Source organism: Amycolatopsis thailandensis (assembly GCF_042723255.1).
GTDB classification, from domain to species: Bacteria; Actinomycetota; Actinomycetes; order Mycobacteriales; family Pseudonocardiaceae; genus Amycolatopsis; species Amycolatopsis thailandensis.
Genome location: NZ_JBHXJK010000083.1, coordinates 1 through 22621 on the forward strand (window position 1 = coordinate 1; position 22621 = coordinate 22621).

Annotated in this window: 16 protein-coding genes; 11 read left to right on the forward strand and 5 right to left on the reverse strand. The window is 68.8% G+C overall.

All coding sequences use genetic code 11. The features are described from left to right. Positions 1-278: 278 nt before the first annotated feature. The 11 genes from ACFWMR_RS28240 to ACFWMR_RS28290 all read left to right on the forward strand — a co-directional run bounded on the left by ACFWMR_RS28240 (position 279) and on the right by ACFWMR_RS28290 (position 16807). Entirely contained in the window at positions 279-1595 is a 1317-nt protein-coding gene (locus ACFWMR_RS28240; RefSeq protein WP_378380544.1) for a nucleotide sugar dehydrogenase, read from the forward strand. Next, entirely contained in the window at positions 1576-2772 is a 1197-nt protein-coding gene (locus ACFWMR_RS28245; protein WP_378380545.1) for a glycosyltransferase family 4 protein, read from the forward strand. The genes ACFWMR_RS28240 and ACFWMR_RS28245 overlap by 20 nt, the downstream gene beginning before the upstream one ends. 139 nt (positions 2773-2911) lie before the next feature. Then, positions 2912-4192, forward strand: a complete 1281-nt coding sequence (locus ACFWMR_RS28250; RefSeq protein WP_378380546.1) for an exopolysaccharide biosynthesis protein — start codon at positions 2912-2914, stop codon at positions 4190-4192. Further along, on the forward strand, positions 4189-5970 hold the full coding sequence (locus ACFWMR_RS28255) for a Wzz/FepE/Etk N-terminal domain-containing protein (RefSeq protein WP_378380547.1): 1782 nt from the start codon (positions 4189-4191) through the stop codon (positions 5968-5970). Before ACFWMR_RS28250 ends, ACFWMR_RS28255 begins: the two co-directional genes overlap by 4 nt. A gap of 187 nt (positions 5971-6157) precedes the next feature. Continuing rightward, positions 6158-8104 (forward strand): asparagine synthase (glutamine-hydrolyzing), encoded by a 1947-nt coding sequence (asnB, locus tag ACFWMR_RS28260; RefSeq protein WP_378380548.1) that lies wholly within the window; start codon positions 6158-6160, stop codon positions 8102-8104. Between the two features lie 15 nt (positions 8105-8119). After that, on the forward strand, positions 8120-10297 hold the full coding sequence (locus tag ACFWMR_RS28265; protein ID WP_378274839.1) for a bi-domain-containing oxidoreductase: 2178 nt from the start codon (positions 8120-8122) through the stop codon (positions 10295-10297). Then, the gene (locus ACFWMR_RS28270) at positions 10297-12243 is read left to right on the forward strand and encodes a heparinase II/III family protein (RefSeq protein ID WP_378380550.1); all 1947 of its coding nucleotides are present in this window, start codon (positions 10297-10299) and stop codon (positions 12241-12243) included. Before ACFWMR_RS28265 ends, ACFWMR_RS28270 begins: the two co-directional genes overlap by 1 nt. Further along, a complete protein-coding gene (locus ACFWMR_RS28275; RefSeq protein WP_378380552.1) occupies positions 12240-13769 on the forward strand; it encodes a right-handed parallel beta-helix repeat-containing protein in 1530 nt (509 codons plus the stop codon). Before ACFWMR_RS28270 ends, ACFWMR_RS28275 begins: the two co-directional genes overlap by 4 nt. Position 13770: 1 nt before the next feature. Then, the gene (locus ACFWMR_RS28280; protein ID WP_378380553.1) at positions 13771-14988 is read left to right on the forward strand and encodes an O-antigen ligase family protein; all 1218 of its coding nucleotides are present in this window, start codon (positions 13771-13773) and stop codon (positions 14986-14988) included. Continuing rightward, positions 14985-16178 carry a glycosyltransferase family 4 protein gene (locus ACFWMR_RS28285; RefSeq protein WP_378380554.1) on the forward strand — a complete coding sequence of 398 codons (1194 nt, stop codon included), beginning with the start codon at positions 14985-14987 and terminating at the stop codon, positions 16176-16178. The genes ACFWMR_RS28280 and ACFWMR_RS28285 overlap by 4 nt, the downstream gene beginning before the upstream one ends. After that, a complete protein-coding gene (locus tag ACFWMR_RS28290; protein WP_378380556.1) occupies positions 16175-16807 on the forward strand; it encodes a phosphatase PAP2 family protein in 633 nt (210 codons plus the stop codon). The genes ACFWMR_RS28285 and ACFWMR_RS28290 overlap by 4 nt, the downstream gene beginning before the upstream one ends. Here ACFWMR_RS28290 and ACFWMR_RS28295 read toward each other — a convergent pair. The 5 genes from ACFWMR_RS28295 to ACFWMR_RS28315 form a co-directional block, all read right to left on the reverse strand. Further along, entirely contained in the window at positions 16794-17186 is a 393-nt protein-coding gene (locus ACFWMR_RS28295; protein WP_378380557.1) for a mycothiol transferase, read from the reverse strand. The two genes, ACFWMR_RS28290 and ACFWMR_RS28295, sit on opposite strands and share 14 nt — an antisense overlap. 9 nt (positions 17187-17195) lie before the next feature. Further along, complete coding sequence (locus tag ACFWMR_RS28300; RefSeq protein ID WP_378380558.1) at positions 17196-18146, reverse strand: hypothetical protein; 951 nt, start codon at positions 18144-18146, stop codon at positions 17196-17198. A gap of 170 nt (positions 18147-18316) precedes the next feature. Further along, positions 18317-19750 (reverse strand): right-handed parallel beta-helix repeat-containing protein, encoded by a 1434-nt coding sequence (locus ACFWMR_RS28305; protein WP_378380559.1) that lies wholly within the window; start codon positions 19748-19750, stop codon positions 18317-18319. A 56-nt stretch (positions 19751-19806) separates the two neighbouring features. Further along, on the reverse strand, positions 19807-21306 hold the full coding sequence (locus tag ACFWMR_RS28310) for a right-handed parallel beta-helix repeat-containing protein (RefSeq protein WP_378380560.1): 1500 nt from the start codon (positions 21304-21306) through the stop codon (positions 19807-19809). Continuing rightward, a complete protein-coding gene (locus tag ACFWMR_RS28315) occupies positions 21303-22619 on the reverse strand; it encodes a glutamate-1-semialdehyde 2,1-aminomutase (RefSeq protein ID WP_378380561.1) in 1317 nt (438 codons plus the stop codon). Before ACFWMR_RS28315 ends, ACFWMR_RS28310 begins: the two co-directional genes overlap by 4 nt. Positions 22620-22621 lie beyond the last annotated feature (2 nt).

The following is a 22621-nucleotide window of genomic DNA, read 5'->3' on the forward strand; positions in this document are numbered from 1 at the left end:
GTGACGTTCTAACGTCACTTACCACTCACGACCACCCCGACCCACCGCTCACCGCAGCCCTCCCGCGCCCGCTCCCGCCTGCTCGCCCCTCGCAGCCGCACCCAAATCACTCACGAGATCGTTACGCGCTCCCTGTAGCGTTTCGGCCCCGTCGAGCGATGAGTAATTCCCTTGCCGCACAGGCATTCCGCCAAAAGCAGGCGAGTTGCGGACGGCGGTAACGAACCCGGTCCGTCCGCCGACCAACGGGCAGCGGAATGCGGCTGGAGGAATTCGTCATGAAGATCAGTGTCTTCGGGCTCGGTTACGTCGGTTGCGTGTCGGCTGCGTGCCTTGCCGGGCGCGGGCACGAGGTCGTCGGGGTGGACGTGAACCCGGTGAAGATCGACCTCATTTCCGGCGGCAAGGCGCCGGTGGTCGAGGAGCGCATCGGGGAATTGACCGCGGAGGTGGTCGCGCAGGGCAAGCTGAGAGCCACCACCGACGTCAGACAGGCGATCGCGGACAGCGAAGTCTCCCTGATCTGCGTCGGTACCCCGTCGGCGCCGAACGGCAGCCTGTCGACGGCGTACCTGGAACGTGTTGCCGAGGAGATCGGCGAGGCGCTCAGGGACAAGGCCGAGCGGCACACCGTCGTCTTCCGCAGCACGATGCTCCCGGGCACCTGCCTGGACCTGCTCGTCCCCATCCTCGAGAAGTCGTCCGGCCTCACCGCCGGCGTCGACTTCGGGGTCGCGGTGAACCCCGAGTTCCTGCGCGAGGGGAGCAGCGTCAAGGACTTCTTCGACCCGCCCAAGACCGTCATCGGCCAGCTCGACGCGGCCAGCGGTGACGTCGTGGCGGCGCTCTACGAAGGGCTTCCCGGCGAGGTCTTCCGGGTCGCGATCCCGGTCGCCGAGATGACGAAGTACGCCGACAACTCCTTCCACGGTCTCAAGATCGGCTTCGCGAACGAGCTCGGCGCCATCTGCCGCGCCCTGGGGCTCGACTCGCACCAGGTGATCGACGTCTTCCTCGCCGATCGCAAGCTCAACATCAGCCCCGCCTACCTTCGCCCCGGGTTCGCTTTCGGCGGCTCGTGCCTCCCCAAGGATCTGCGTGGCCTGGTCTACGCCGCGCATCGCGCGGACGTCGCCGTCCCGATCCTTTCGCACGTGCTGCCCTCCAACGACGAACACCTCCAGCGTGCCTTCGATCTGGTCGCGCACACCGGAAAACGCAAGATCGGGCTGTTCGGCCTGTCCTTCAAACCCGGCACCGACGACCTCCGTGAGAGCCCGCTCGTCGAGCTCGCGGAGCGGCTGCTCGGCAAGGGTTACGACCTCCGCATCTACGACGCCAACGTCAGCCTCTCCCGGCTGATGGGCGCGAACCGCGAGTACATCGAGGGCAGGCTCCCGCATCTCGGCCAGCTGCTGGCCGGTTCCATCGAAGAAGTCGTCGACCACGCCGAGGTCTGCCTCATCGGCAGCGCCGACCCGGACGTCCTCGCGGCGCTCCCGGCGGGCGGCGGCCGCACCATCATCGATCTCGTCCGCGTACCGGACGCCGACCGGCGCCGGACTGAAGAGGGATATGTCGGTCTTGCCTGGTAAAGCTCTCATCCTCGTCGAGAACCTTTCCGTCCCCTTCGATCGCCGCGTCTGGCAGGAGTGTCAGACGCTCCGCGACGCCGGCTGGGAAGTCCACGTCATCTGTCCACAAGGGACGAAACGGGACACCGAAGCCGAAGTCACCATCGACGGCGTCCACATCCTGCGCTACCCGCTGAAGGCCGCCACCGGCGGTCCGGCCGGGTACGTCCAGGAGTACGGCTCGGCGCTCTGGCACACGCTCCGGCTGGCCCGCAAGGTCGGCAAGGGCGGAAAAGTCGACGTCGTGCACGCCTGCAACCCGCCGGACATGCTGTTCCTCGTCGCGCTGTACCTCAAGCGCCAGGGCGCGAAGTTCATCTTCGACCAGCACGACCTCTGCCCCGAGCTGTACCTCTCGCGCTTCGACCGCGGCGAGGACTTCCTCTACCGCGCGGTCTGCGCGCTGGAGCGCCGCACCTACAAGACGGCCGACGTCGTCATCGCGACCAACGAGAGCTACAAGGACGTCGCCGTGAAGCGCGGCGGCAAATCGCCGGACGACGTCTTCGTCGTGCGCAGCGCGCCTGTGGTCGAGCGGTTCCACCAGGTCGAGGCCGAGCCCGAGCTGAAGAAGGGCAAGCCGCACCTGCTGGCGTACCTCGGTGTGATGGGACCGCAGGACGGCGTCGACTACGCCTTGCGCGCGCTCGCTTCGCTGCGTGACGAGGTCGGCCGCACCGACTGGCACGCGGTGTTCATCGGCTCGGGTGACGCCTTCGACGCCATGGTCGCGTTGACCAAGGAACTGAAACTCGACGACCAGGTCGAGTTCACCGGCCGAGTCTCCGACGCCGACCTGCTGCGCTACCTGTCCTCGGCCGACGTGTGCCTTTCGCCGGACCCCCTGAACCCGCTCAACAACGTGTCGACCATGAACAAGGTCATGGAGTACATGGCGATGGGCCGCCCGATCGTCTCCTTCGAGCTGCGGGAGGCCCGGGTCTCGGCCGGGGAGGCCGCGCTGTACGCGCCGGCGAACGACGAGCCGGAGTTCGCGAAGCTGATCGCGCATCTGCTCGACTCGCCGGAGGACCGGGCGAAGATGGGTGAGCTGGGCCGGGAGCGCGTCGCCGGTCCGCTCTCCTGGGAGAACTCCCAGAAAGCCCTGCTCGCGGCCTACGCGGCCGCCGTCCGTTGATCGACTTCCCGATCGCGTTTTGAACAAGACTCGCGCAAACCTGTAACCAACATCGCGGTCGCTCCGACGGGATTGATGCTGCACCCGCACGCACCGATGGGAGATCCCGGCTTTGACTGACGACACGGTGCGCCTGTCCATGATCGGACAGGTTCTGCGCGGGCGATGGCGGACCCTGGTGGCCCTCGCCCTCCTCGGCGCCTTGATCGGCGCGGGATCGTCGGTGATCCTTTCTCCCGGCTACCGGACGTCGTCCAGCGTGCTGCTGCAAGGCCCGCGCGAGGCGGACGAACTGCTCACCCAGGCCGCGGTGGCGACCAGTTCGGTCGTGCTCGACCGGGCCGCCGCCGGGCTCGGTGAGGGAGAGACCGGCGCCGACCTGCGGGACAGGGTGTCCACGACGGTCGCACAGGGCAATGTCATCACCATCGGTGTCACCGGCGACACCGCCGAACAGACGCAGCGGCTGGCCGACCAGGTCGCGAGCGAGTTCGTGAAGTACTCGACGCAGATCATCGCCGGCTCCGGCGACGCCGCGGTGCAGCTGGCGCAGGAGCGCCGCGAGACGCTGCGGCAGCAGGTCGCGCAGACGAACCAGCGGATCAGCGAACTCTCCACGAAGGTCAACGAAGGCAAGACGACCGTGGAGAGCGTCCAGCTCCGCACCGAACTACAGGGCCTGCGCACGTCGATCGAGTCGGCCATGTCCACCCTGAACGCGGCCGACACCGCCAGCGGGCTCGGCAACATGGTCGTGCTCGGCTCGGCCGAACTGCCGTCCTCGCCCGCGGCGCCCACGCTGCCGCAGCTGGCGCTGGGCGGCGCGCTGCTGTTCTTCATCGTCGGCCTGTTCGGGCACCTCTTCACCGCCCGCACCGACAGGCGGCTGAAGGACGAGGAGGAGATCGCCGCGGCGGTCGGCGGTCCGGTGCTGGCCACCTTCGACGCCGTCGAAGAACACCCCGCCGCGAAGACCTTGCGCGCCAAGCTCCTCCGTGACGACAGGCCGTGGAACACCCCGCGGGTCGACGTCTTCGCCGACGAGATCGACGTCGACGTCCACTACCGGCGGCTGGTCTCCCGGCTGCCGAACCGGCGGCTGCTCGTCGTGGCCGCCGAAGACGACCACGCCGGGCGGGTGGCCGCCGAGCGGCTCGCCGCTCTCGCCGACCGGTGGCTCACCGTGGCGACGGTTTCCCCGGTGCGGCCGATCATCGAAGAAAGCGACGCGGAAGGGATCCTCGTCGTGGCCGGCCTCGGTTCCCGGTCCGCCTGGGAGCTGGTCGGGATCGCCGAAGCCATCGCCGACGCCGGGCTCGCCGCGGTGGGCACCGTGCTGATCCGCCCGGTCCGGCCGACCCGCACCCGCTCCGGCGCCACCACCCCCACCGACCACGAAGCACTGGCAGGTACCGCGTGACCAGCGCAGAGAAGACCAAGTCCGAACCGCTCATCGACCTCCAGCGGCTGGTCGTCTCGATCCGGAGACGCCGCCGCCTGTGGACGGCCACCGCCCTGCTCGGGCTGATCGCCGGCGGGCTCGTCGCGATGCTCCTGCCGTCGCCGCCCACCGCGGCGGCGCAGATCCTGGTCATCCACCCCGACGACTCGCCGACCGACAGCGGAACGCTGATGCGGACCGACGTCGCCGTGCTCAAGACCACGAAGACCGCCGGCGAGGCGCTCAAGAAACTGAACAGCACCCAGCCGCCCGAGGAGTTCCTCAAGGACTACGACGGGCTCGGGCTGACCAACAACGTCCTCCAGCTGACGGTCAAGGGCAAGACCAAGGAGGAGGCGCTGGCCCGCGCGCAGGCGATCTCCGACGCTTTCATCGCCGAGTACATCGGCCGCAACCAGGCGGCCGCGGCGGCGCAGCAGAAGGCCCTGCTCGACCAGCGCAACCAGGCCCAGAACGAGCTCACCCCGATCGAAGCGTCGATCGTCACCGAAGAGGCCAAAGGCCGCAACGCCAACCCGGCCCAGCTGGAACGGCTGTACTCGCGCCGGGCGGAGCTGACCTCCAAGATCTCCGACTACGACGGCCGCGCACAGGAAGCGGGCATCGGCACGCCGAAGGTCGCCGCCGGGACGCAGATCGTGGACGCGCCGCGGATCCTGCCGCGGTCGCTGCTCAAGACCCTCGGCACCGACATGGGGATCGGCCTCGCGCTGGGGTTGTTCGCCGGACTCGGGCTCGCGGCCATCACGAGCGTGGTGAAGGACCGGCCGGTGCTGCGCCGGGAGATCTCGCGGCACCTCGGCGCCTCCGTGATCGCGCAGCTGCCCAAACCGCCGCGGTTCCTGCGGCGTTCGCGGGCGGCGACCCGGCGGCAGCGGGTCGCGGCGACCCTGGTCCGCGCCGTCTCCCAGGAGGGCGGTTCGGTGTCGCTGCTCGACCTCGGCGCCCGTCAGGTCACCGCCGAGCTCGCCGTCGACATGGCGCGCGAACTGGCCGGGAAGGGGCCGGTCTCGCTCGTCGACGACCTGCCGAAGGCGAACCTCCGCCAGCTGGCGGGTGACGCCCCGATCCAGGTCCTGGACCGCGTGGACGCGCCGGTGGAGCGCAAGGACCGCCGTATCGGCGTCGGCTCGATCGAACCCGGCACGGCGTGGACCGACCTCGAATTCCTCGGTGAGGAGACGATCCTCGTCGTCCGCACCGCGCACGCGAACACCGAATGGCTGCACACCGTCGCCCGTCAGCTGGCGGACCGGCGCATCCCGATCATCGGGGTCGTCCTGGTGGACCCGGATCCGCGTGACCACACCGACGGGACGCTGTGGGACGGACTGCACACCGCGTTGCGCGGACGCGCCGGTGCCGTCGCGGAACCGGTGCCCGTGCCCGCGCGGCCGGTGGCGCCCGCCCGCCCGGTGGCGTCCGCCCGGGTGGCGGTGCCGGAGCGCAAGGTCCTGCCCGAGCGCCAGGTCGCCGCCGAGCGGCGTCCGAGGCCCGCGCCGAAGCCCGTCGAGATGTTCCCCGAGGACACCCCGGTGCGGCGGCTTTCGACGGTGGCGCCGGTCGAGACGGACGCCGAGCGCACCGTCGAGCGGGTCCTGGAGCCGCCGCGGGAGAAGAAGGCCCCGCGACGCCGTCCGCCGACGCCGTACAAGCGGCCCGAGGACCACGACAACGCGGACCAGCCGACCAAACGATTCTCGCCTGTGTCACCGGATAACGCCGAAGCGCTGTAGGGGTGGAAGGCGGAGCAGATGCAAATCGACGAAGGGACCACGCGCGTGAACCCGCCACGGCCGAAGGCCCCGCTACCGCGGTGGCAGGGCGCCCCCTTCGCTGAACGTGACGTCGAACGCCGACCAGCGCCCTGCCGACGTCGGTCGCGGTTGCGGGTTCACCTCTAAAGACAGGGAGCGAACAGAGATGTGCGGCATCGCAGGGGCCTACTTCTGGCCGGACGGGGGACCGCTCACCGATCGGCTCACGAAAATCCTCGCCCATCGCGGGCCCGACGGTTCGGGGCGGTACGACCACCGGGCCGGTGAGGGTGAAGTCCACTTAGGACACCGACGGCTGTCGATCGTCGACCTGACCGAGACCGGCGCGCAGCCGATGGTCAAGGACGGGCTCGCGCTGACCTACAACGGTGAGCTGTACAACTCGCCGGAACTGCGGAAGGAACTCGAAGACGGCGGTGTCCGGTTCCGGGGGACGTCCGACACCGAGGTGGTCCTCGAGGCCTGGCGCAAGTGGGGCACCGAGGGCCTGCACCGGCTGCGCGGCATGTTCGCGTTCGGCGTCTTCGACGAGCGCAGCGGAGCGTTGACGCTGGTCCGCGACCAGCTGGGCATCAAACCGCTCTTCCTGGTGCGCCGCGGCAAGGGCGTCGCGTTCGCGTCCGAGCTGAAGGCGCTGGCCACGGAACTGGGCGGCTCGCTGACCGTCGACGACACCGCGCTCGTCGCGTCCCTGCTCTACTACTGGGTCCCGGACGGCCGGTGCGCGTTCACCGAGGCCGAGAAGCTGCCGCCGGGCAGCTGGGCGCGGTTCCGCCCGAACGGTGACGTCGAGCGCGGCACCTTCTGGTCGCTGCGCCAGGTCGCCGAGGAAGGCGCCGCCATGGGGGGTGGGTACCTCGGAGAGGGGGGCGGGAAAAACACCGAGGGCGAGTTCGACCTCAACGCCGTCATCGAGGACTCCACGCGCAAGCACTTGATGGCCGACGTGCCGGTGGCGACGTTCCTCTCCGGCGGGCTCGACTCCAGCTACCTGACCGCGCTCGCGGCGCGCGAGCAGCCGGGGATCTCCGCGTACACCATCGGTTTCCGGGCCGAGGACGCGAAGTTCGAGGCGATGCCGGACGACCTGATGTACGCGAAGAAGGTCGCCGCGAAGTTCGGTGTCGACCTGCACGAGATCGAGATCGCGCCGCAGGTGCTCGACCTGCTGCCGAGGATGACGTATCACCTCGACGAGCCGATCGGCGATCCGGCGGCGATCAACAGCTACCTGATCTGCACCGCCGCGCGCGAGGCCGGCGTCAAGGTGATGCTTTCGGGGATGGGCGCGGACGAGCTGTTCGCCGGGTACCGCAAGCACCTCGCGAACAAGATCGCCGTGCAGTACCAGCGGGTGCCCGGTCTCGTCCGCCGTCCGGTGGAGTCCCTTGTGGACAGACTGCCGGTGGCGACGTCGAAGCGCGGGTTCCGGTCGGTCCGGTTCGCCAAGCGGTTCCTCTCGTTCGCGGAACTGCCGGAGGAGACCGCGTTCCGGCGCAGCTACACGATGTACGACCAGGCCGAACTCGCCGGGCTGCTGAACCCGGACCTCGCGGGCGCCGTCGACGACGTCATCACCGAGCACGCGGACACCTATCACGACAACACGTTGTCCGACTTCGTGAACCGCATGTGCCTCGCCGATTCCCGGCTCTTCCTGCCGGGGCTCAACCTCGCCTACACCGACCGGTCCAGCATGGCGGCGTCGACCGAGGTGCGGACGCCGTTCGTCGACATCGAGGTCGTGAAGGCCGCGTTCCGGATCCCCGGTGACAAGAAGATCGTGAAGCGCCAAGGGAAGATGGCGCTGAAGGAAGCGGCGCTGTCGATCCTCCCCGCCGAGATCGTGCACCGGCCGAAGGGCCTGTTCAGCGCGCCGCTGCGGGCCTGGATGAGCCGCGACCTCGCGCCACTGGTGCGCGAGGTGACGAACGAAGGTGAATTGGTGAAGGCCGGGTTCCTCCGCAAGGAGGCCCTCCAGAAGCTCGTCGACGAAGACGCGTCCGGGCAGCAGGACCGGTCCAAGCACCTCTGGCACATCTTGACCCTCGAGTACTGGTACCGCGGCGCCGTCGCGGCCCGGACCACCTGATCGCTGAGGAGCGACGTGAAGCAGGTAGTGCAGAACTACAAGAGCGGGGAGCTGGCGCTCCTCGACGTCGAAGTCCCCGCGTGCAAGGCGGGCGGTGTGCTGGTCCGCACCGCCTATTCGCTGATCTCCACCGGCACCGAGATGATGAAGGTGTCCGAGGCGAGCCTTTCGCTGGTGGGCAAGGCGAAGGCGCGGCCGGACCAGGTCGCGAAGGTGATGCAGAGCGTCGCGACCAACGGGCTCGGCGCCACCTACCGCAAGGCCATGAACAAGCTCGACTCGTACACGCCGCTGGGGTACTCGCTGTGCGGCGTCGTCGAGGAGGTCGGCGCGGGCATCCACGACGTCGCCGTCGGGGATTACGTGGCGTGCGCCGGGAACGAGCACGCGCTGCACGCGGAACTGAACTGGGTGCCCAAGAACCTGTACTCCAAGGTGCCCGACGGCGTCGACCCGCGGCACGCCGCGTTCGGCACGGTCGGCTCGATCGCGATGCAGGGTGTCCGCCAGGGCGAACCGCAGATCGGCGACATCGCGCTGGTCATCGGGCTCGGCCTGATCGGCCAGCTGGTCGTGCAGCTGCTGGTCGCCTCCGGGGTCCGCGTGGTCGGCGTCGACCCGGACCCGTCGCGGTGCGCGCTCGCCGAACAGCTCGGCGCGCTGAAGTGCGGCGACCCGTCGTCCGGGGTCATCGACACCGCGGTCGCGGAGATCAGCTCCGGGCACGGCGTCGACCAGGTGTACCTCGCCGCGGGCGGCAGCACGAACGAGCCGGTGGAGCTCGCCGCGAAGCTGGCCCGCGACCGCGGCCGGGTGATCGACATCGGCAAGTGCTCGCTGAACCTGCCGTGGAACGCCTACTACGAAAAGGAACTCGACGTCCGGTTCTCCCGCTCGTACGGTCCCGGCCGCTACGACCCGGAGTACGAACTCGAAGGCCGTGACTACCCGATCGGTCAGGTCCGCTGGACCGAGCGCCGCAACCTCGAATGCGTCGTCGACCTGATGGGCAGCGGCCGTCTCGACGTCGAGCCGCTGATCTCGCACGTCTCGGAGTTCTCCGACGCCGTCGAGACGTACCGGAAGCTGAACGAGGGCGAGCTCAAGGCCGTCGCGGTGCTGTTCGAGTACGAGAAGCGCGCCGCCGCCACCACCGAGCACGTCACCTCGGTCGCCGTCCCGAAGAAGGTGACCACGCGCGCGGTGCCGATGCCCGGCGGCGTGCGGATCGGCTTCATCGGCGCCGGCAACTACGCGTCCTCGATGCTCCTGCCGCATCTGACGGAGATGGAGGGCGTCGACCTCACCGAGGTCGTCACCACCTCCGCGCTTTCGGGCGCGAACGCCAAGCGCAAGTTCGGCTTCGGCCGCGCCACCACCGATCTCGACACGATGCTCGACGACTCCTCGATCGACGCCGTGTTCATCGTGACCCGGCACAGCTCGCACGCCGAGCTGACCCGGCGGGCGCTGCTCGCGGGGAAGGCCGTCTTCGTCGAGAAGCCGCTCGCGCTGTCGGAGAAGGAACTCGAGATCGTGCTCGGCGCGATCGAGGAGTCCGGCAACGACCGGCTGCAGGTCGGGTTCAACCGCCGGTTCGCGCCGCTGCTGAACGAGTCGGTGCTCCACTTCGGGCCGCGGATCGGCCCGGCTTCCGTGCGGTACCTGGTCAACGCCGGTCAGCTCGACGCCGGCAGCTGGTACAACCAGGCCGACAGCGAGGGTTCGCGGTTCGCGGGCGAGGGCGGGCACTTCATCGACACGGTCAGCTGGCTGCTGGGCTCCGACCCGGTCTCGGTGTACGCCACCGCGACGCCCGGGCACCAGGACCTGCAGATCCTGCTGCGCTACCCGGACGGCTCGACCGCGTCGATCGCCTACACCACCAGCGGTTCGTCGGCGTTCCCCAAGGAGACGATCGACGTCACCGCCGACGGCAAGGTGCTGAAGTTCGACGACTTCGCGCGCGCGTCGGTGTTCGGCCGCAAGAAGTGGGCCAGCTCCCGCATCCCCAAGGGCCGGGACAAGGGGCAGGCCGCCGAGCTGGAGGCGTTCGTCAACGCGCTGAAGACCGGCGTCGGGATGCCGGTGTCCGTCGAGTCGCTCGTCGCGACGACGCTGGCGACGCTCGCGGTCAACCGCAGCCTGGAGACCGGCGCGGCGGTCCGGATCGGTACGGAGGGGCTGAGCTGATGGATCCGTCCTGGTACCTGCGAAGACTGTCGCGGATGGGGCCCGCCGAGGTCGCGGGCCGGGTCACCGACGTCGTGCGCAAACGCCAGTGGCGCGGGGTCGCGGGGGACAAACCGGTCTGGCTGGCGGATCGCCGGTTCGCGTCGGCGCCCGGCGAAGACGTCCTCGCCGCCGTCTCGGGTGAGGCGGTGAAGGATCTGCTCGTCACCGCGGACCGCCTGATGGACGGGCACGCCGAGTACTTCGGCGTCGAACGGGACGACCTCGTCGATCCGGACTGGTCGTACGACCCGAAGACCGGCCGCCGCGCGCCGTCCGATGTGTACTCCTTCGACGTGCCGTACCGCAGCGAGGACACCGTCGGCGACATCAAGCAGATCTGGGAGCCGTCGCGGCACCAGCACCTCACCGTGCTGGCCGCCGCGTACGCCCTGACCGGCGATGACCGCTACGCCGAGCGCGTCGCCGCGCAGCTGAAGTCGTGGTGGGCGGCCAACCCGCCGATGCGCGGGGTGCACTGGGTCAGCGGGATCGAACTCGGCATCCGGCTGCTGTCGTGGGTGTGGGTCCGGCGGCTGCTCGACGGCTGGGCGCAGGCCCCGGCGCTGTTCGAGGACAACCCGGAGGCGCTCACCCAGATCTGGCACCACCAGCGCTGGCTGGCCGCGTTCCCGAGCCGGGGTTCGTCGGCGAACAACCACGTGATCGCCGAGGACGCCGGGCAGCTCGCCGCCGCCTGCGCGTTCGCCTGGTTCCCCGAATCGGACCGGTGGCGGGACGCGGCGCTGACGTCGCTGGACAAGATGTTGTGTCACAACACCTTTGATTCCGGCATCAACCGCGAGCTCGCCACCGAGTACCACGGGCTCGTCCTGGAACTGGGTCTCGCCGCGGCGCTGGAGGCGAAGGCCGCCGGGGTCGCGGTGCCCGAATCGACCTGGCTCGTGCTGCTGCGGATGACCGACGCACTGGCGTCCATTGTGGACAACCGGTTGCGTCCGCCACGGCAGGGCGACGCCGACGATGGCTTCGGGCTTATCGTCGATGGCGACGAGACCAGCCGCTGGGCGTCGCTGCTCAACACCGGAGCCGTCCTTTTCGGACGGTTGGACTGGTGGCCGGAGACGCGGGACGGTGACGTCCGCACCACGCTCTTCTCCGCGCTGGCCAAGGACATCCAGGTCGGCGTTCAGCGTCCGGCCCGGCGCCGTGACGACTTCGCCGACGCCGGGATGACCATCCTGCGCGACGGCCTGATCTGGGCTCGCTGCGACGGCGGTCCGCACGGCTTCCTCTCGATCGCCGCCCACGCGCACGCGGACGCGCTTTCGGTGGAGGTCCGGCACGACGGCGTCGACATCCTCGCCGACCCCGGCACGTACTGCTACCACGGCGAGCCGAAGTGGCGGTCGTACTTCCGGTCCACGGCCGCGCACAACACGCTCGAACTCGGCCGCGCCGACCAGTCCGTCTCCGGTGGCCCGTTCCTGTGGACGAAACACGCCACCACCACGGTGATCGCGGCCGGGACGCCGTCGCGCTGGAGCGCGGAACACGACGGCTACGCCCCGGCGACCCACCGGCGGTCGGTGGAACTGGCGGACTCGGAGCTCCGGATCCTCGACGAGGTCCGCGGCGGGGAAGCCCAGCACTGCCGTCTCGCGTTCCACTTCGGCCCGGCCGTCGAGGTCTCGCTCTCCGGTGCGGCGGCGACGTTGTCCTGGACGGTCGACGGCCGGGTCCGGACGGCCTCGCTCGCCTTGCCGCCGGAGCTGGACTGGTCGGCGCATCGCGGTGAGACCGGCCTGCCGATGGGCTGGTACTCGGCCGGATTCGGCAGGCGCGAGCCCGCGTGGACCCTGTACGGCGGCGGCATCGCCTCCGACGGCGCCACCTTCACCACCGAGCTCACCTTCGACACCAGTAACGAGGACCCACCGTTGTGACAGCACGACCGCACCGTCTTCGCCGGGCAGCACTCGTGGTGCTGCTCGGCTCGCTGACGCTCACCGCCTGTACCTCTGAGCCGGACGAAGCCGCGAAGGGGCCGGATCCGGCCCAGGCGCCGTCCGGTTCGATCGCGCAGGTGTGCGACAAGGCGAAGGCGGGGCCTGCCGAAGCGCCGGCGGGAGCGGTGAAGATCGACCCGGCGGTGCCCGGCGACCTCGCCGCGAAGACGCGGTCGAGCCCGGCCGGGACGACGTTCTGGCTCGCGCCGGGTACGCACAAACTCGGCGACGACCGCTACGACCAGGTCAACCCGAAGGCGGGCAACGTCTATCTCGGCGGCCCGGACGCGATCCTCGACGGCCGGAAGATCAACCAGTACGCCTTCTCCGGCCACGAGTCCGACGTCAAGATCCAGTACCTGACCGTGCGGGGCTTCGCCGCGCCGCACGACGAAGGCGTGGTCAACCACGATTCGGCCGACGGCTGGGTCATCGAGCACAACACGGTCCAGGACAACGACGGCGCGGCGCTGATGGCGGGCGCGCGGCAGCAGGTGCGCGCGAACTGCCTGCGGCGCAACGGGCAGTACGGCATGAACGCCTACGCGCAGGGCAACGCGATCAAGGGGCTCGTCGTCGAGGGCAACGAGATCTCCGGCAACAACACCGGCGACTGGGAACGCAAGATCGACGGCTGCGGCTGCTCCGGCGGGATCAAGTTCTGGTCGGTCGACGGCGCCGACATCCGTGGCAACTGGGTGCACGACAACCGCGGCGTCGGGCTGTGGGCCGACACGAACAACAACGACTTCCTCGTCGAGGGCAACGTCATCGAGAACAACGACGGCTCCGCCCTGATGTACGAGACCAGCTACAACGCCGTCATCCGCGGCAACACCATCCGCCGGAACAACTGGGTGGACGGCAAGGGCTACATCGACCGCGGCGACAGCTTCCCGGTGGCGTCGATCTACATCTCCGAGTCCGGGGGCGAGCCGAGGGTGAAGGCGCGCACGGACAAACTGGAGATCTCGGGCAACTCGTTCGAGAACAACTGGAACGGCGTCACCCTGTGGGAGAACTCCGACCGGTTCTGCAACAGCCCCGCCAACACCTCGTCCGGTTCTTGTACGCGACTGGTGCCCGAACAGGCGAAATGCGCGCAGCCCGCGATCGCGACGGGCGCGCTGAACGAGGACTGCCGGTGGAAGACCCAGCGCGTCGAGATCCACCACAACCGGTTCACGCTCGACCCGGCCGTCACCAACTGCGAGGAGAGCTGCGCGCGGATGGCGATGCTCGCGAACTTCGGCACGTTCCCGGAGTGGTCGCCGTACAAGGGTGAGGTCGTGCAGCAGGCGATCACCTTCGACCAGGGCAACCGGCTCCACGACAACACCTACTCCGGGCCGTGGAACTTCGTGGCGTTCGAACCGAGCCGGGTGCTGGGCTTCGGCGAATGGCAGGGCGCGCCTTATCGTCAGGACCAGGGCAGCAAACTGACCCGCGCGGGAGGAGGCTGACATGCTCGATCCCGCCGTCCGGCCCGCCCCCGCGATCCGGAGCTTTCCCAAGGCGGCGGCCATCGCCTGGACGCTGCTGATCATCAACACCCTCGGGTCGACAGGGGCGAAGACGGTCATCCCGTTGCCGAGGTCGGTCAGCCAGCTGATCACCATGGGCGCGCTGGGCACCGCATTCATCATCGCGCTCGCCCTGAACCCCCGGCTGAAGTTCCGGCCGAACGCCTATCTCTTCCTGCTCACGCTGCTGGCGGTGCTGAGCGTGGTCGCGAGCCTGAACCTGGAAGGCGGCTTCGGCGCGCTGTTCCGGTGCTTCCGGTTCGCCCTCTTCCTCAGCACGTTGTGGTTGCTGACCCGCTGGTGGGACGGCGGCCTCGATCTCGTCCGCCAGCACATCCGCACTTACGGCGCGGTGCTGGTGACGGTGGTGATCGGGCTCGTGCTGAGCCCCGGCAACGCGCTGCCGTTCGAGTACGGCGGACGGCTCACCGGCACGGTCTGGCCGTTGACCCCGCCGCAGGTCGGCCAATACGCGGCCGTCGTCATCGGTCTCACGATCCTGTTGTGGCTCAGCGGGAAACTGGAACGGAAGCACGCGCTGGTCGTCATCGTCCCGGCGTTCGCGGTGCTGCTGCTGACCCACACCCGCACCGCGATGCTCGGCCTGGTCGTCGGGACCATCGTGGCGCTGATTTCACAATGGATGTCCAGCGCCCGCGCCCGCAAGGTGTTCACCGGCCTGATCTTCGGCGGCCTGTTCGTCGTGGTCGCGCTGGGCGGCCTGGTGCAGACGTGGTTCCTGCGGGGGCAGTCCGAGGAGAACTTCTCCAGCCTCACCGGCCGCGCGAAGGTGTGGGACGCGCTGCTCGACGGGCCGCGGACGACGCTGGAGTACCTGTTCGGCGTCGGCCTCACCGACAAGTCCTACGACGGGCTGCCGATCGACAGCAGCTGGCTCGCGGTCTATCACGAGCAGGGTTACGTCGGGATCGTGATCGTGGCGGCGTACCTGCTCGTGCTGGTCGTGGTCGCGGTGCTGCGGCCGCCGTCGCCCGCCAGGGCGTGCGCGATCTTCCTGATCACCTACTGTCTTTCCGCGTCTTATACCGAGGCCGGCCTCGGCGACGCGTCGCCTTACCTGTTGCATCTGGCCCTGGCCGCGTCGTTGCTGGTGCGGGTGCCCACCGACGAACCTGAGTTTCTGGAGGAGCCCGCGTGAAGGTTCTCGTGATCCACAACCGGTACAGATCCGAGCAGCCCAGCGGTGAGAACAACGTCGTCGACCAGGAGACCGCGCTGCTGGCCGAGGCCGGGCACGAAGTCGGCCTGTTCGAGCGGCGCAGCGACGACATCGCGGAGATGTCCTTGCCGCGCAAGGCCGTCGTCCCGCTCCAGGTGCCGTGGAACCGGTCCGCGCGCGCGGACCTGGCCCGGCGGCTCGCCGACGACCGGCCGGACGTCGTGCACATCCACAACACGTTCCCGCTGCTTTCGCCGTCGGTGCTGGCCGCCTGCGCCGACGCCGGGGTCCCGACGGTCGCGACCGTGCACAACTACACCCTGATCTGCCCACCCGGCACGCTGTACCGCGACGGGCAGGTGTGCACCGACTGCGTGGGCCGGTCGCCGGTCCCGGCGGTGCGGCACGGGTGTTATCGCGGCTCGGGCCTCGCGACCGTGCCGATGGCGGCGAGCCTGATGCTGAACCGGAACCGCTGGTGGTCCGGCGTTTCGCGGTTCTTCTGCATCTCCAAGGCGCAACGCGAGGTGCTGATCGCCGCCGGGATGCCCGCCGAGAAGCTCGGGGTGAAGTACAACTACGTCACCGATCCCGGCAAGACGCGTCAGGGCGCGGGGGAGCATCTGCTGTTCCTGGGCCGGATCACCGCGGAAAAGGGTGTCGGCCTGCTGATGAAGGCGTGGGACCTGCTGGCCGCGGCGGGCGGCCCGCTGCCGCCGCTGGTCATCGCGGGCACCGGCCCGATGCAGGACGAGGTCGCGCGCTGGGCGGACGGCCGCGACGACGTCCGCTACGTCGGTCTTCAGTCCAAAGAGGAGTGTCGCGACCTGATCGCCCGCTCGAACGCCGTCCTCGCGCCTTCGGAGTGGCTGGAGACCTTCGGACTGGTCGTGGTCGAGGCGATGGCCGCCGGCGTCCCGACGGTCGCCGCCGCCCACGGAGCCTTCCGCGAACTCGTCGAAGACGGTGTCACCGGCCTGCTGCACGAACCCGGGAACCCCGAGGCTCTCGCGGCCTGCCTGCGGGAGGTCGTCGGCGACGCCGAACGGAACCAGGAGATGGGCTGGGCGGCGCGGCTGGTCTACGAACAGGAGTTCACGCCGAAGGTCGGCCTGGAACGCCTCGTCGGCGGCTACCAGGCCGCGATCGACGCGGTGTCCTTCGCGTGATCGACGGTCCGCCCGCACTACCGCCGCGGGCGCGGGTCCCGCTCTGGACGCTGGGCGCTTTCGGCTTCGTCGTCGCGCTCGTCCTCGGCGTGCGCTACGCCGGCACCTCCCACCTCGCCGGACTCGACGCCCTCGTGCTCCCCGTCGTCGACCGGGTCGAGGGACCGCTCTGGTACCTGGCGACCGCCATCGACTTCGCGGGCGAACCGATCGGCGCGGTCGTCGTCATCGCGCTGTTCGGCTGGCTGTGCCTGCAGCACCGGCGGCCGCGGATCGCGATCCTGATGGTGGCCGCCAGCGGGGTGACGGTGGCGCTGACCACCGGCCTGAAACCCTTGGTCGGCAGGCTGATCCACGGGGAGTTCTTGTCTTATCCCAGCGGGCACACGGCCTTCGCGGTGACCGTCGCGACCGTCGTCGCGCTGCTGGTGATCGACGTGCGAGGGCTCGGGCCCGTCGGCGGCGCTTGGGTGCTGGTGGGGTTGGTCGCTTTCGCGGGGCTGGCGATGGGGTGGGCCGAGGTGGCGCTGGGCGCGCACTACCCGACGGACACCTTCGGGGGGTTCGGGGTCGCTGCCGCTGTCGTGCCGGTGGTGGGGTGGGCGGTGGACCACCTCACTTCCCGGTGACACCGTCGAGCAGTTCCCGGCTGACATCGACGTGCCCGGCGTGCCGGGCGAAGCTCTGCCTTTCCCATCCGACGAACTCGAGAATCTCCTCGATGGTTTCATCCGGAGTGACGAGCCATTCTTGTTCGGCGGTCCCAGGCCAGGAGAAGTCGACGTCCTCACCGGCGAACAGATACCGGATCCAGAGCCGTTGGGTGCATGCGAGATGTTTGACCATGCCGAGCGGCGTCCAGCCGGATGGCACTGTCGACCGCCGGAGATCGGCCTCGGAGAGCCCGCCAAGCTTGCGGAGGATCGCCGCCGCGTTGTGGTCGAGGTAGCCGACGAGCAGCGCACGGGTATCGGTGAGCCCCGGCGGTGGTTCGGGCGTCTCTGCCATCTCCTCACGCTACGCGGCTCGCCTGATCGCGACGTTCGGGCGAGGCCGGGCCTGGGCGGTCCGGAACGCGGCGTGAAGCTCCCTGAGTACCTGGTCCGGCTCGGTCCGGAGGCGGGACGGCAGCGTCTGGAGCACGACGATCCCCGCGGCAACGTACCTCGCGTTCCGGGCGACCGTGACGCGGTGGTCTTCGAGGTTCGCGTGGTGGCGGTAGGAGTCGATCTCCCAGGCGAAGGCGATCTCGTCGCACCAGAAGTCCGCGGTGGCGACGTAGTTCCCGTTCGCGTCGAAGATCGGGACGTTCCAGTGGCCCGGTGGGAGACCGGATCTTCGCCAGAGACGCCAGGCGTCGGCCTCGGCGACGGATCTCGCTCCGGCGAGAAGTGGGACCAGCGCTTTCCTGGGTAAAGCTGTTCCGGTCCGGCCTGCTTCGTCGAGTTCGCGGGCGAGCATTTCGGTGGTGCAGAAGCGGCGCTGGACGGACTCGGCCATCATCGCCTGGATCTCGTCTTCGTCGGTGAGCCTGCGGGCGGCGTCGATGACGGCGCGGGGGACAGGCGCCACCGGGAGATCTCCACGGAAATGAGGGCGGGGCAGGCGTCTCGTCCTCTCGACGTGCACGAAGCCCATCGACGCGACGCGACGATCGTGGGGAATCAGGATGTGTACGTCCTGAGGTGGTGGCACTCGCTCCATGCCGTGGCGGCGAAGCGCCCAGAGACCGGTCACACTGGTGTCTTCGCGCCCGTAGAGCAGCGCACCCTGGAGCAGCTGATCATCGGTGGGCGCACCGCTGTGAAGCAGCACGACTCCGGGCAGGAGCCGTTGCCAAGGGCCGCCGGGAGCGCAGCGGCGTCTGACGGTCCGGTCCGGTACTCCGGCGGCTTCGAGTTCCGCCGTTCGGAGGACCAGCGGACCTCGGGTCAGTAGGGGACTGTTCGTCCAGGTTCCTCGGTGCACCTGATCACCATGGGCCCCACCACCGACAAGATCGCTCGGGAAGGGGCATGAGCGGAACTGTCACGACGAAATTCGGTCGACGGGGGAAGATTCCGGACACTCAACGTCCGAAATCTTCCCCCGTCGCCCCCCGTCGCTCGAAGCCCGACCCAGCGTCACGCGACCCCCGGTCACCCGAAGCCCGACCCAGCATCCTGCGAGTAAGGAGCCCCCTGCCAAGCCGAAGCCCCCAAAGTCCGCGAAGTGTCATGAGCGACGAAACGCCAAGAACCCGAGTAAGCGTTGTCGTACCACCGATTCCCCTGCCGAAAAGTAACAGCGTCGGAAACGGAAGAATCCCGATAAGGCGACCAATCAGGATAAGTCCCGAAGTTCGCCAAAAGCGCCATCCGCCCGCACAACCCCGTGCACGAAGACCCGTGCGAGAACTTGTTGCCGTGGATCGAAACCCGTTGCGTCTTCCACCGGCAGTCGTCGTACAACGGACGAGAAGCGATCCCCGGAGAAGAACAGGAAGAGACCGAAGGAACGAGAAGCGTGCACGAGCCGGAAGAAGTGTTCGCCGGGCTGTTGCAGAAGCGGTCCGCGTTCTCCCAAGCGGTGATCCCGCCCCAATTGTCCTCGAAAACGTTGTCGACGATCTCCACCGAAGAAGTCCGCGCCGGAATACGCGGTTCGCCACCCGACTCGGAAAGATAGATCGTGCCGACCGGGAAATCGTCCCCGCGGGCGGCGAAAGCGCGTCCCTGTACGAGGGTGTTCCGCCGGAAGGTGTTGTCACGGACCACGAGGTTGTACGAGATCTCGTAGAACAACGCCTCCGCCTCGTTGTCCTCGATCAGGTTGTCCTCGATGAGGAAGTCGTTGTTGTTCGTGTCCGCCCACAGCCCGGCGCCGTGGTTGTGGTGGACCCAGTTCCCGCGGATGTCGGCGCCGTTCACCGCCCAGAATTTCGCGCCGCCGCTGCAGCCGCAGCCGGGGACCTGCTTTTCCCAGTCGTCGGTGTTGTTCCCGGTGATCTCGTTGCCCTCGACGAGCAGCCCGGTGATCCCGTCGCCCGCCCGGTAGGCGTTGATGCCGTACTGGCCATTGTTCCGCAGGCAGTTCCGCAGGATCTCCTGACGCGGTCCCGCCATCATCGCGGCGCCGCGGTTGTCCTCGATGGTGTTGCCTTCGATGGTCCAGTGTTCCCCGGAGTCGTGATTGACCACGCCCTGATCCCGCGGCGCCGCGAAACCGCGGATGGTGAGGCCGCGGATGACGACGTCGCGCGCCTGCTGGGTGAACGCGTAGCGGTTGACGCCGCCGCCGTCCAGCACGGCGCCGGGTGCGCCGAGGTAGACGTTTCCGTCCTTCGGGATGATCTGGCCGTACTCGTCCTGGCCCAGGGTGTGCTTGCCCTCGGTCAGCCAGAACGTCGTGCCGGCCGGGAGCTCGCGTGTCTTCTCGGAAAGGTCGGTCCCCGGCGGGACGACCACGGCGCCGTCCGGTTTCGACGGGCTCAACGGTCCCGCGGCGCAAGCCGCGACGGGAGCCGCCGAAGCCGGAGAGGCGGTGACGACTCCCGCCGCGAGCAGCAGCAGGACGACCAGGAAGGCGGGCATACCGGAAACGGTAAGCCACTATGGACGGTCCCAGATGGACACTTACAGGTGAAAACTCAGCAGGTCACCGTCTCCCCGAAGCCGCTGCAGACGTCCTGCCGATACGGTTCGGCCTGCCATTGCGCCGACGTCAGCTGTCGTGACGCGTCTTGGGCGACGAACCGCCATGGCCCGTAGTACTGGTTGTCGTACCACCGATTTTCCTGCCGGAAGGTGATCGCGTCGGAGATCACGTTCCCCCGATACGGTGACCAGGCCGGGTAGGTCCCGTAGTTCGAGAGCACCGCCATCCGGCCGCAACGGTCGAGGCAGCCTTCCATCGACCCATCGAACTCGAACGTGTTCTCGTGCACCAGAACGCGCTGGGTCTTCCACCGGCAGTCGCTGTACAGCGGCGCCGTCGTGATGCCCGGATCGGAGCAGGTGGACATCGGTGAGACCAGTGCCGTGCAGGAGAGCGAGGACGTGTTGGCCGGGCTGTTGCAGAACCGGTCCGCGTTCTCCCACAGCGTGATCCCCGACCAGTTGTCCGAGAACAGGTTGCCCCGGATGTCGATCTGGCTCGTCCGGGCGGGCAGCCTGGGCTCCCCGCCCGACTCGCTGATGTACACCGACGCGACCGGGAAGCTGTCACCCTTGGCGGCCCGGGTGCGGCCCTGCACCAGCGCGTTGCGCCGGAACGTGTTCCCGATCAGCTCCAGGTTGTAGGAAATCTCGTAGAACAGCCCCTCCGAGGCGTTGTCCTCGATCACGTTGTCCTGGATGAGGAAGTCGTTGTTGTTCGTGTCGGCCCAGAGCCCGACACCGTGGTTGTGGTGGACGAAGTTGCCGACGATGTCGGCGCGGTTCACGGCCCAGAATTTCGCGCCGCCACTGCACCCGCAGCCCGGGATCTTCGTCTCCCAGTCGCCGGTGTTGTTCCCGGTGATCTCGTTGCCTTCGATCACCAGGTCGGACAGCCCGCCGCCGGCGCGGTAGGCGTTGATGCCGTACTGACCGTTGTTGCGCAGGCAGTTCCCGATCACCCGCTGGCCGGATCCGGTCATCATTGCGGCGCCGTCGTTGTCCTCGATGACGTTGCCTTCGATGGTCCATCGCTCGCCGGAGTCGTGGTTGACCACGCCTTGATCCTGTTGGCCGAGAAAGCCGCGGATCGTCAGTCCTCGGATGACCACGTCCTTGGCCGACGTGGTGAACGCCGCGCGGTTGAGTCTTCGTCCGTCGAGTACGGCACCGGGTGCGCCGAGGTAGACGTTGCCGTCCTTGGGCAGCACCTGACCGAACTGGTCGTCGGCCAGGTGATGGGTGCCCGGTGACAGCCAGAACGTGGTACCCGGCGGGCTGGACCGGGTCCGTTCGTTCAGATCGGTGCCCGGTTCGACGACCTGGGCGCCTTCCGGTGCGGAGGGGACGCCGACGGTCGTGCCGCACACCCCTCGGGTCGGCTCTGGATCCGCCACCGCTGTGGATTCAACGGTGACCTGGAGCAGTAATACCGACAGCGTGACGCAAAGCGCGCGCTTGCCGGCCGAGCGATGTGCGATCGCTAAACTCATACCCTTCTCCGAAAAACCGGCTTCACCGGACGGCCACCCAGCCACGGCGCCGGATCATCCGCGTCGAGCGCTTTGCGATACACGAGGCAGGCCTGCGAGACCACTTCGACAGTCCGGTCGATGTCTTCTTCGGACAACGCGCTGCTGACCACGAACGACGGTCCGAGGACCCCGCCCGTGACCAGTTGCCGCAGGAACAGCGTGCGATAGTCCTGCGACGGTTTCTTCTCGGCGTCGAGCGTGGCGAAGACGAGGTTGCTCGCCCGGCCGCGCACGACGACGTGTTCCCCGACCCCGGCCGAGGCCGCGACTTCGCGGACCCCGGCGGCGAGCCGGTCGCCGAGCGCGTGCAGCCGCGCGGCGATGCCTTCTTCGGTGTAGGTCTCCATGACCGCGATCGCGGCCGCGAGCGAATGCGTCTCGGCGCCGTGCGTGGTGGACAGCAGGAAGACGCGGTCCTCGGTGGTGCGCAGGCCGCCGAGTTCCATCAGTTCGCGTTTGCCCGCGAGCGCGGAGACGGCGAACCCGTTGCCGAGTGCCTTGCCGAACGTCGAGAGGTCCGGCGTGACGCCGTAGAGACCTTGCGCTCCCGCCTCCGACCAGCGGAAACCGGTGATCATCTCGTCGAAGATCAGGACGCAGCCGTACCGGTCGGCGAGTTCGCGCAGGCCGACGAGGTATCCGGCGGGCGGTTCGAGTTGGGTGGACGCCTCCAGCACGAGGCAGGCCACCCGGCCCGCGTTCTCCCGCAGCAGCCGTTCCGTCGCCGGGAGGTCGCCGTAGGGAAAGGACACGGTGAGGCCGGTGATCCCGTCCGGGATGCCCGACGACATGGCCGTGGTGCCGATGAACCAGTCGTCGATGGAGAAGAACGCGTGGTCGCGGCAGATCGCCACCAGTTCTCTGCCGGTGGCCGCCCTGGCGAGCTTGACCGCGGCGGTGGTGGCGTCCGAGCCGTTCTTGGCGAACTTGACCATCTCGGCGGTCGGGACGGTTTCGAGGAACTTCGTCGCCGCCCTTTCCTCCACGATGGACGGGCGGGCGAAGTTCGCGCCCCGGTCGATCTCCCGGTGGGCGGCCTCGCTCACCCGGGGGTGCACGTGCCCGAGGCTGACCGCGCGCAGCCCCGAGCCGTACTCGATGTATTCGTTCCCGTCGACGTCCCAGACGTGCGCGCCGAGCCCGTGGGAGATGACCGGCGCCAGGTTCTCCGGGTACTGGTCGTCTCCCTTGGCGTAGGTGTGCGCGCCGCCGGGGATCATCGCGTGGAGGCGCTCGTTGGCCCGCATCGACTTGGGAAGCTGACGGGTCATGC

What these genes read in the sequence shown, in the direction of transcription:
- ACFWMR_RS28240 (WP_378380544.1), top strand. Translation starts at nt 279, where the DNA reads ATGAAGATCAGTGTCTTCGGGCTCGGTTACGTCGGTTGCGTGTCGGCT.
- ACFWMR_RS28245 (WP_378380545.1), top strand. Translation starts at nt 1,576, where the DNA reads ATGTCGGTCTTGCCTGGTAAAGCTCTCATCCTCGTCGAGAACCTTTCC.
- ACFWMR_RS28250 (WP_378380546.1), top strand. Translation starts at nt 2,912, where the DNA reads ATGATCGGACAGGTTCTGCGCGGGCGATGGCGGACCCTGGTGGCCCTC.
- asnB (WP_378380548.1), top strand. Translation starts at nt 6,158, where the DNA reads ATGTGCGGCATCGCAGGGGCCTACTTCTGGCCGGACGGGGGACCGCTC.
- ACFWMR_RS28270 (WP_378380550.1), top strand. Translation starts at nt 10,297, where the DNA reads ATGGATCCGTCCTGGTACCTGCGAAGACTGTCGCGGATGGGGCCCGCC.
- ACFWMR_RS28280 (WP_378380553.1), top strand. Translation starts at nt 13,771, where the DNA reads ATGCTCGATCCCGCCGTCCGGCCCGCCCCCGCGATCCGGAGCTTTCCC.
- ACFWMR_RS28295 (WP_378380557.1), bottom strand. Translation starts at nt 17,186, where the DNA reads ATGGCAGAGACGCCCGAACCACCGCCGGGGCTCACCGATACCCGTGCG.
- ACFWMR_RS28305 (WP_378380559.1), bottom strand. Translation starts at nt 19,750, where the DNA reads ATGCCCGCCTTCCTGGTCGTCCTGCTGCTGCTCGCGGCGGGAGTCGTC.
- ACFWMR_RS28310 (WP_378380560.1), bottom strand. Translation starts at nt 21,306, where the DNA reads ATGAGTTTAGCGATCGCACATCGCTCGGCCGGCAAGCGCGCGCTTTGC.
- ACFWMR_RS28315 (WP_378380561.1), bottom strand. Translation starts at nt 22,619, where the DNA reads ATGACCCGTCAGCTTCCCAAGTCGATGCGGGCCAACGAGCGCCTCCAC.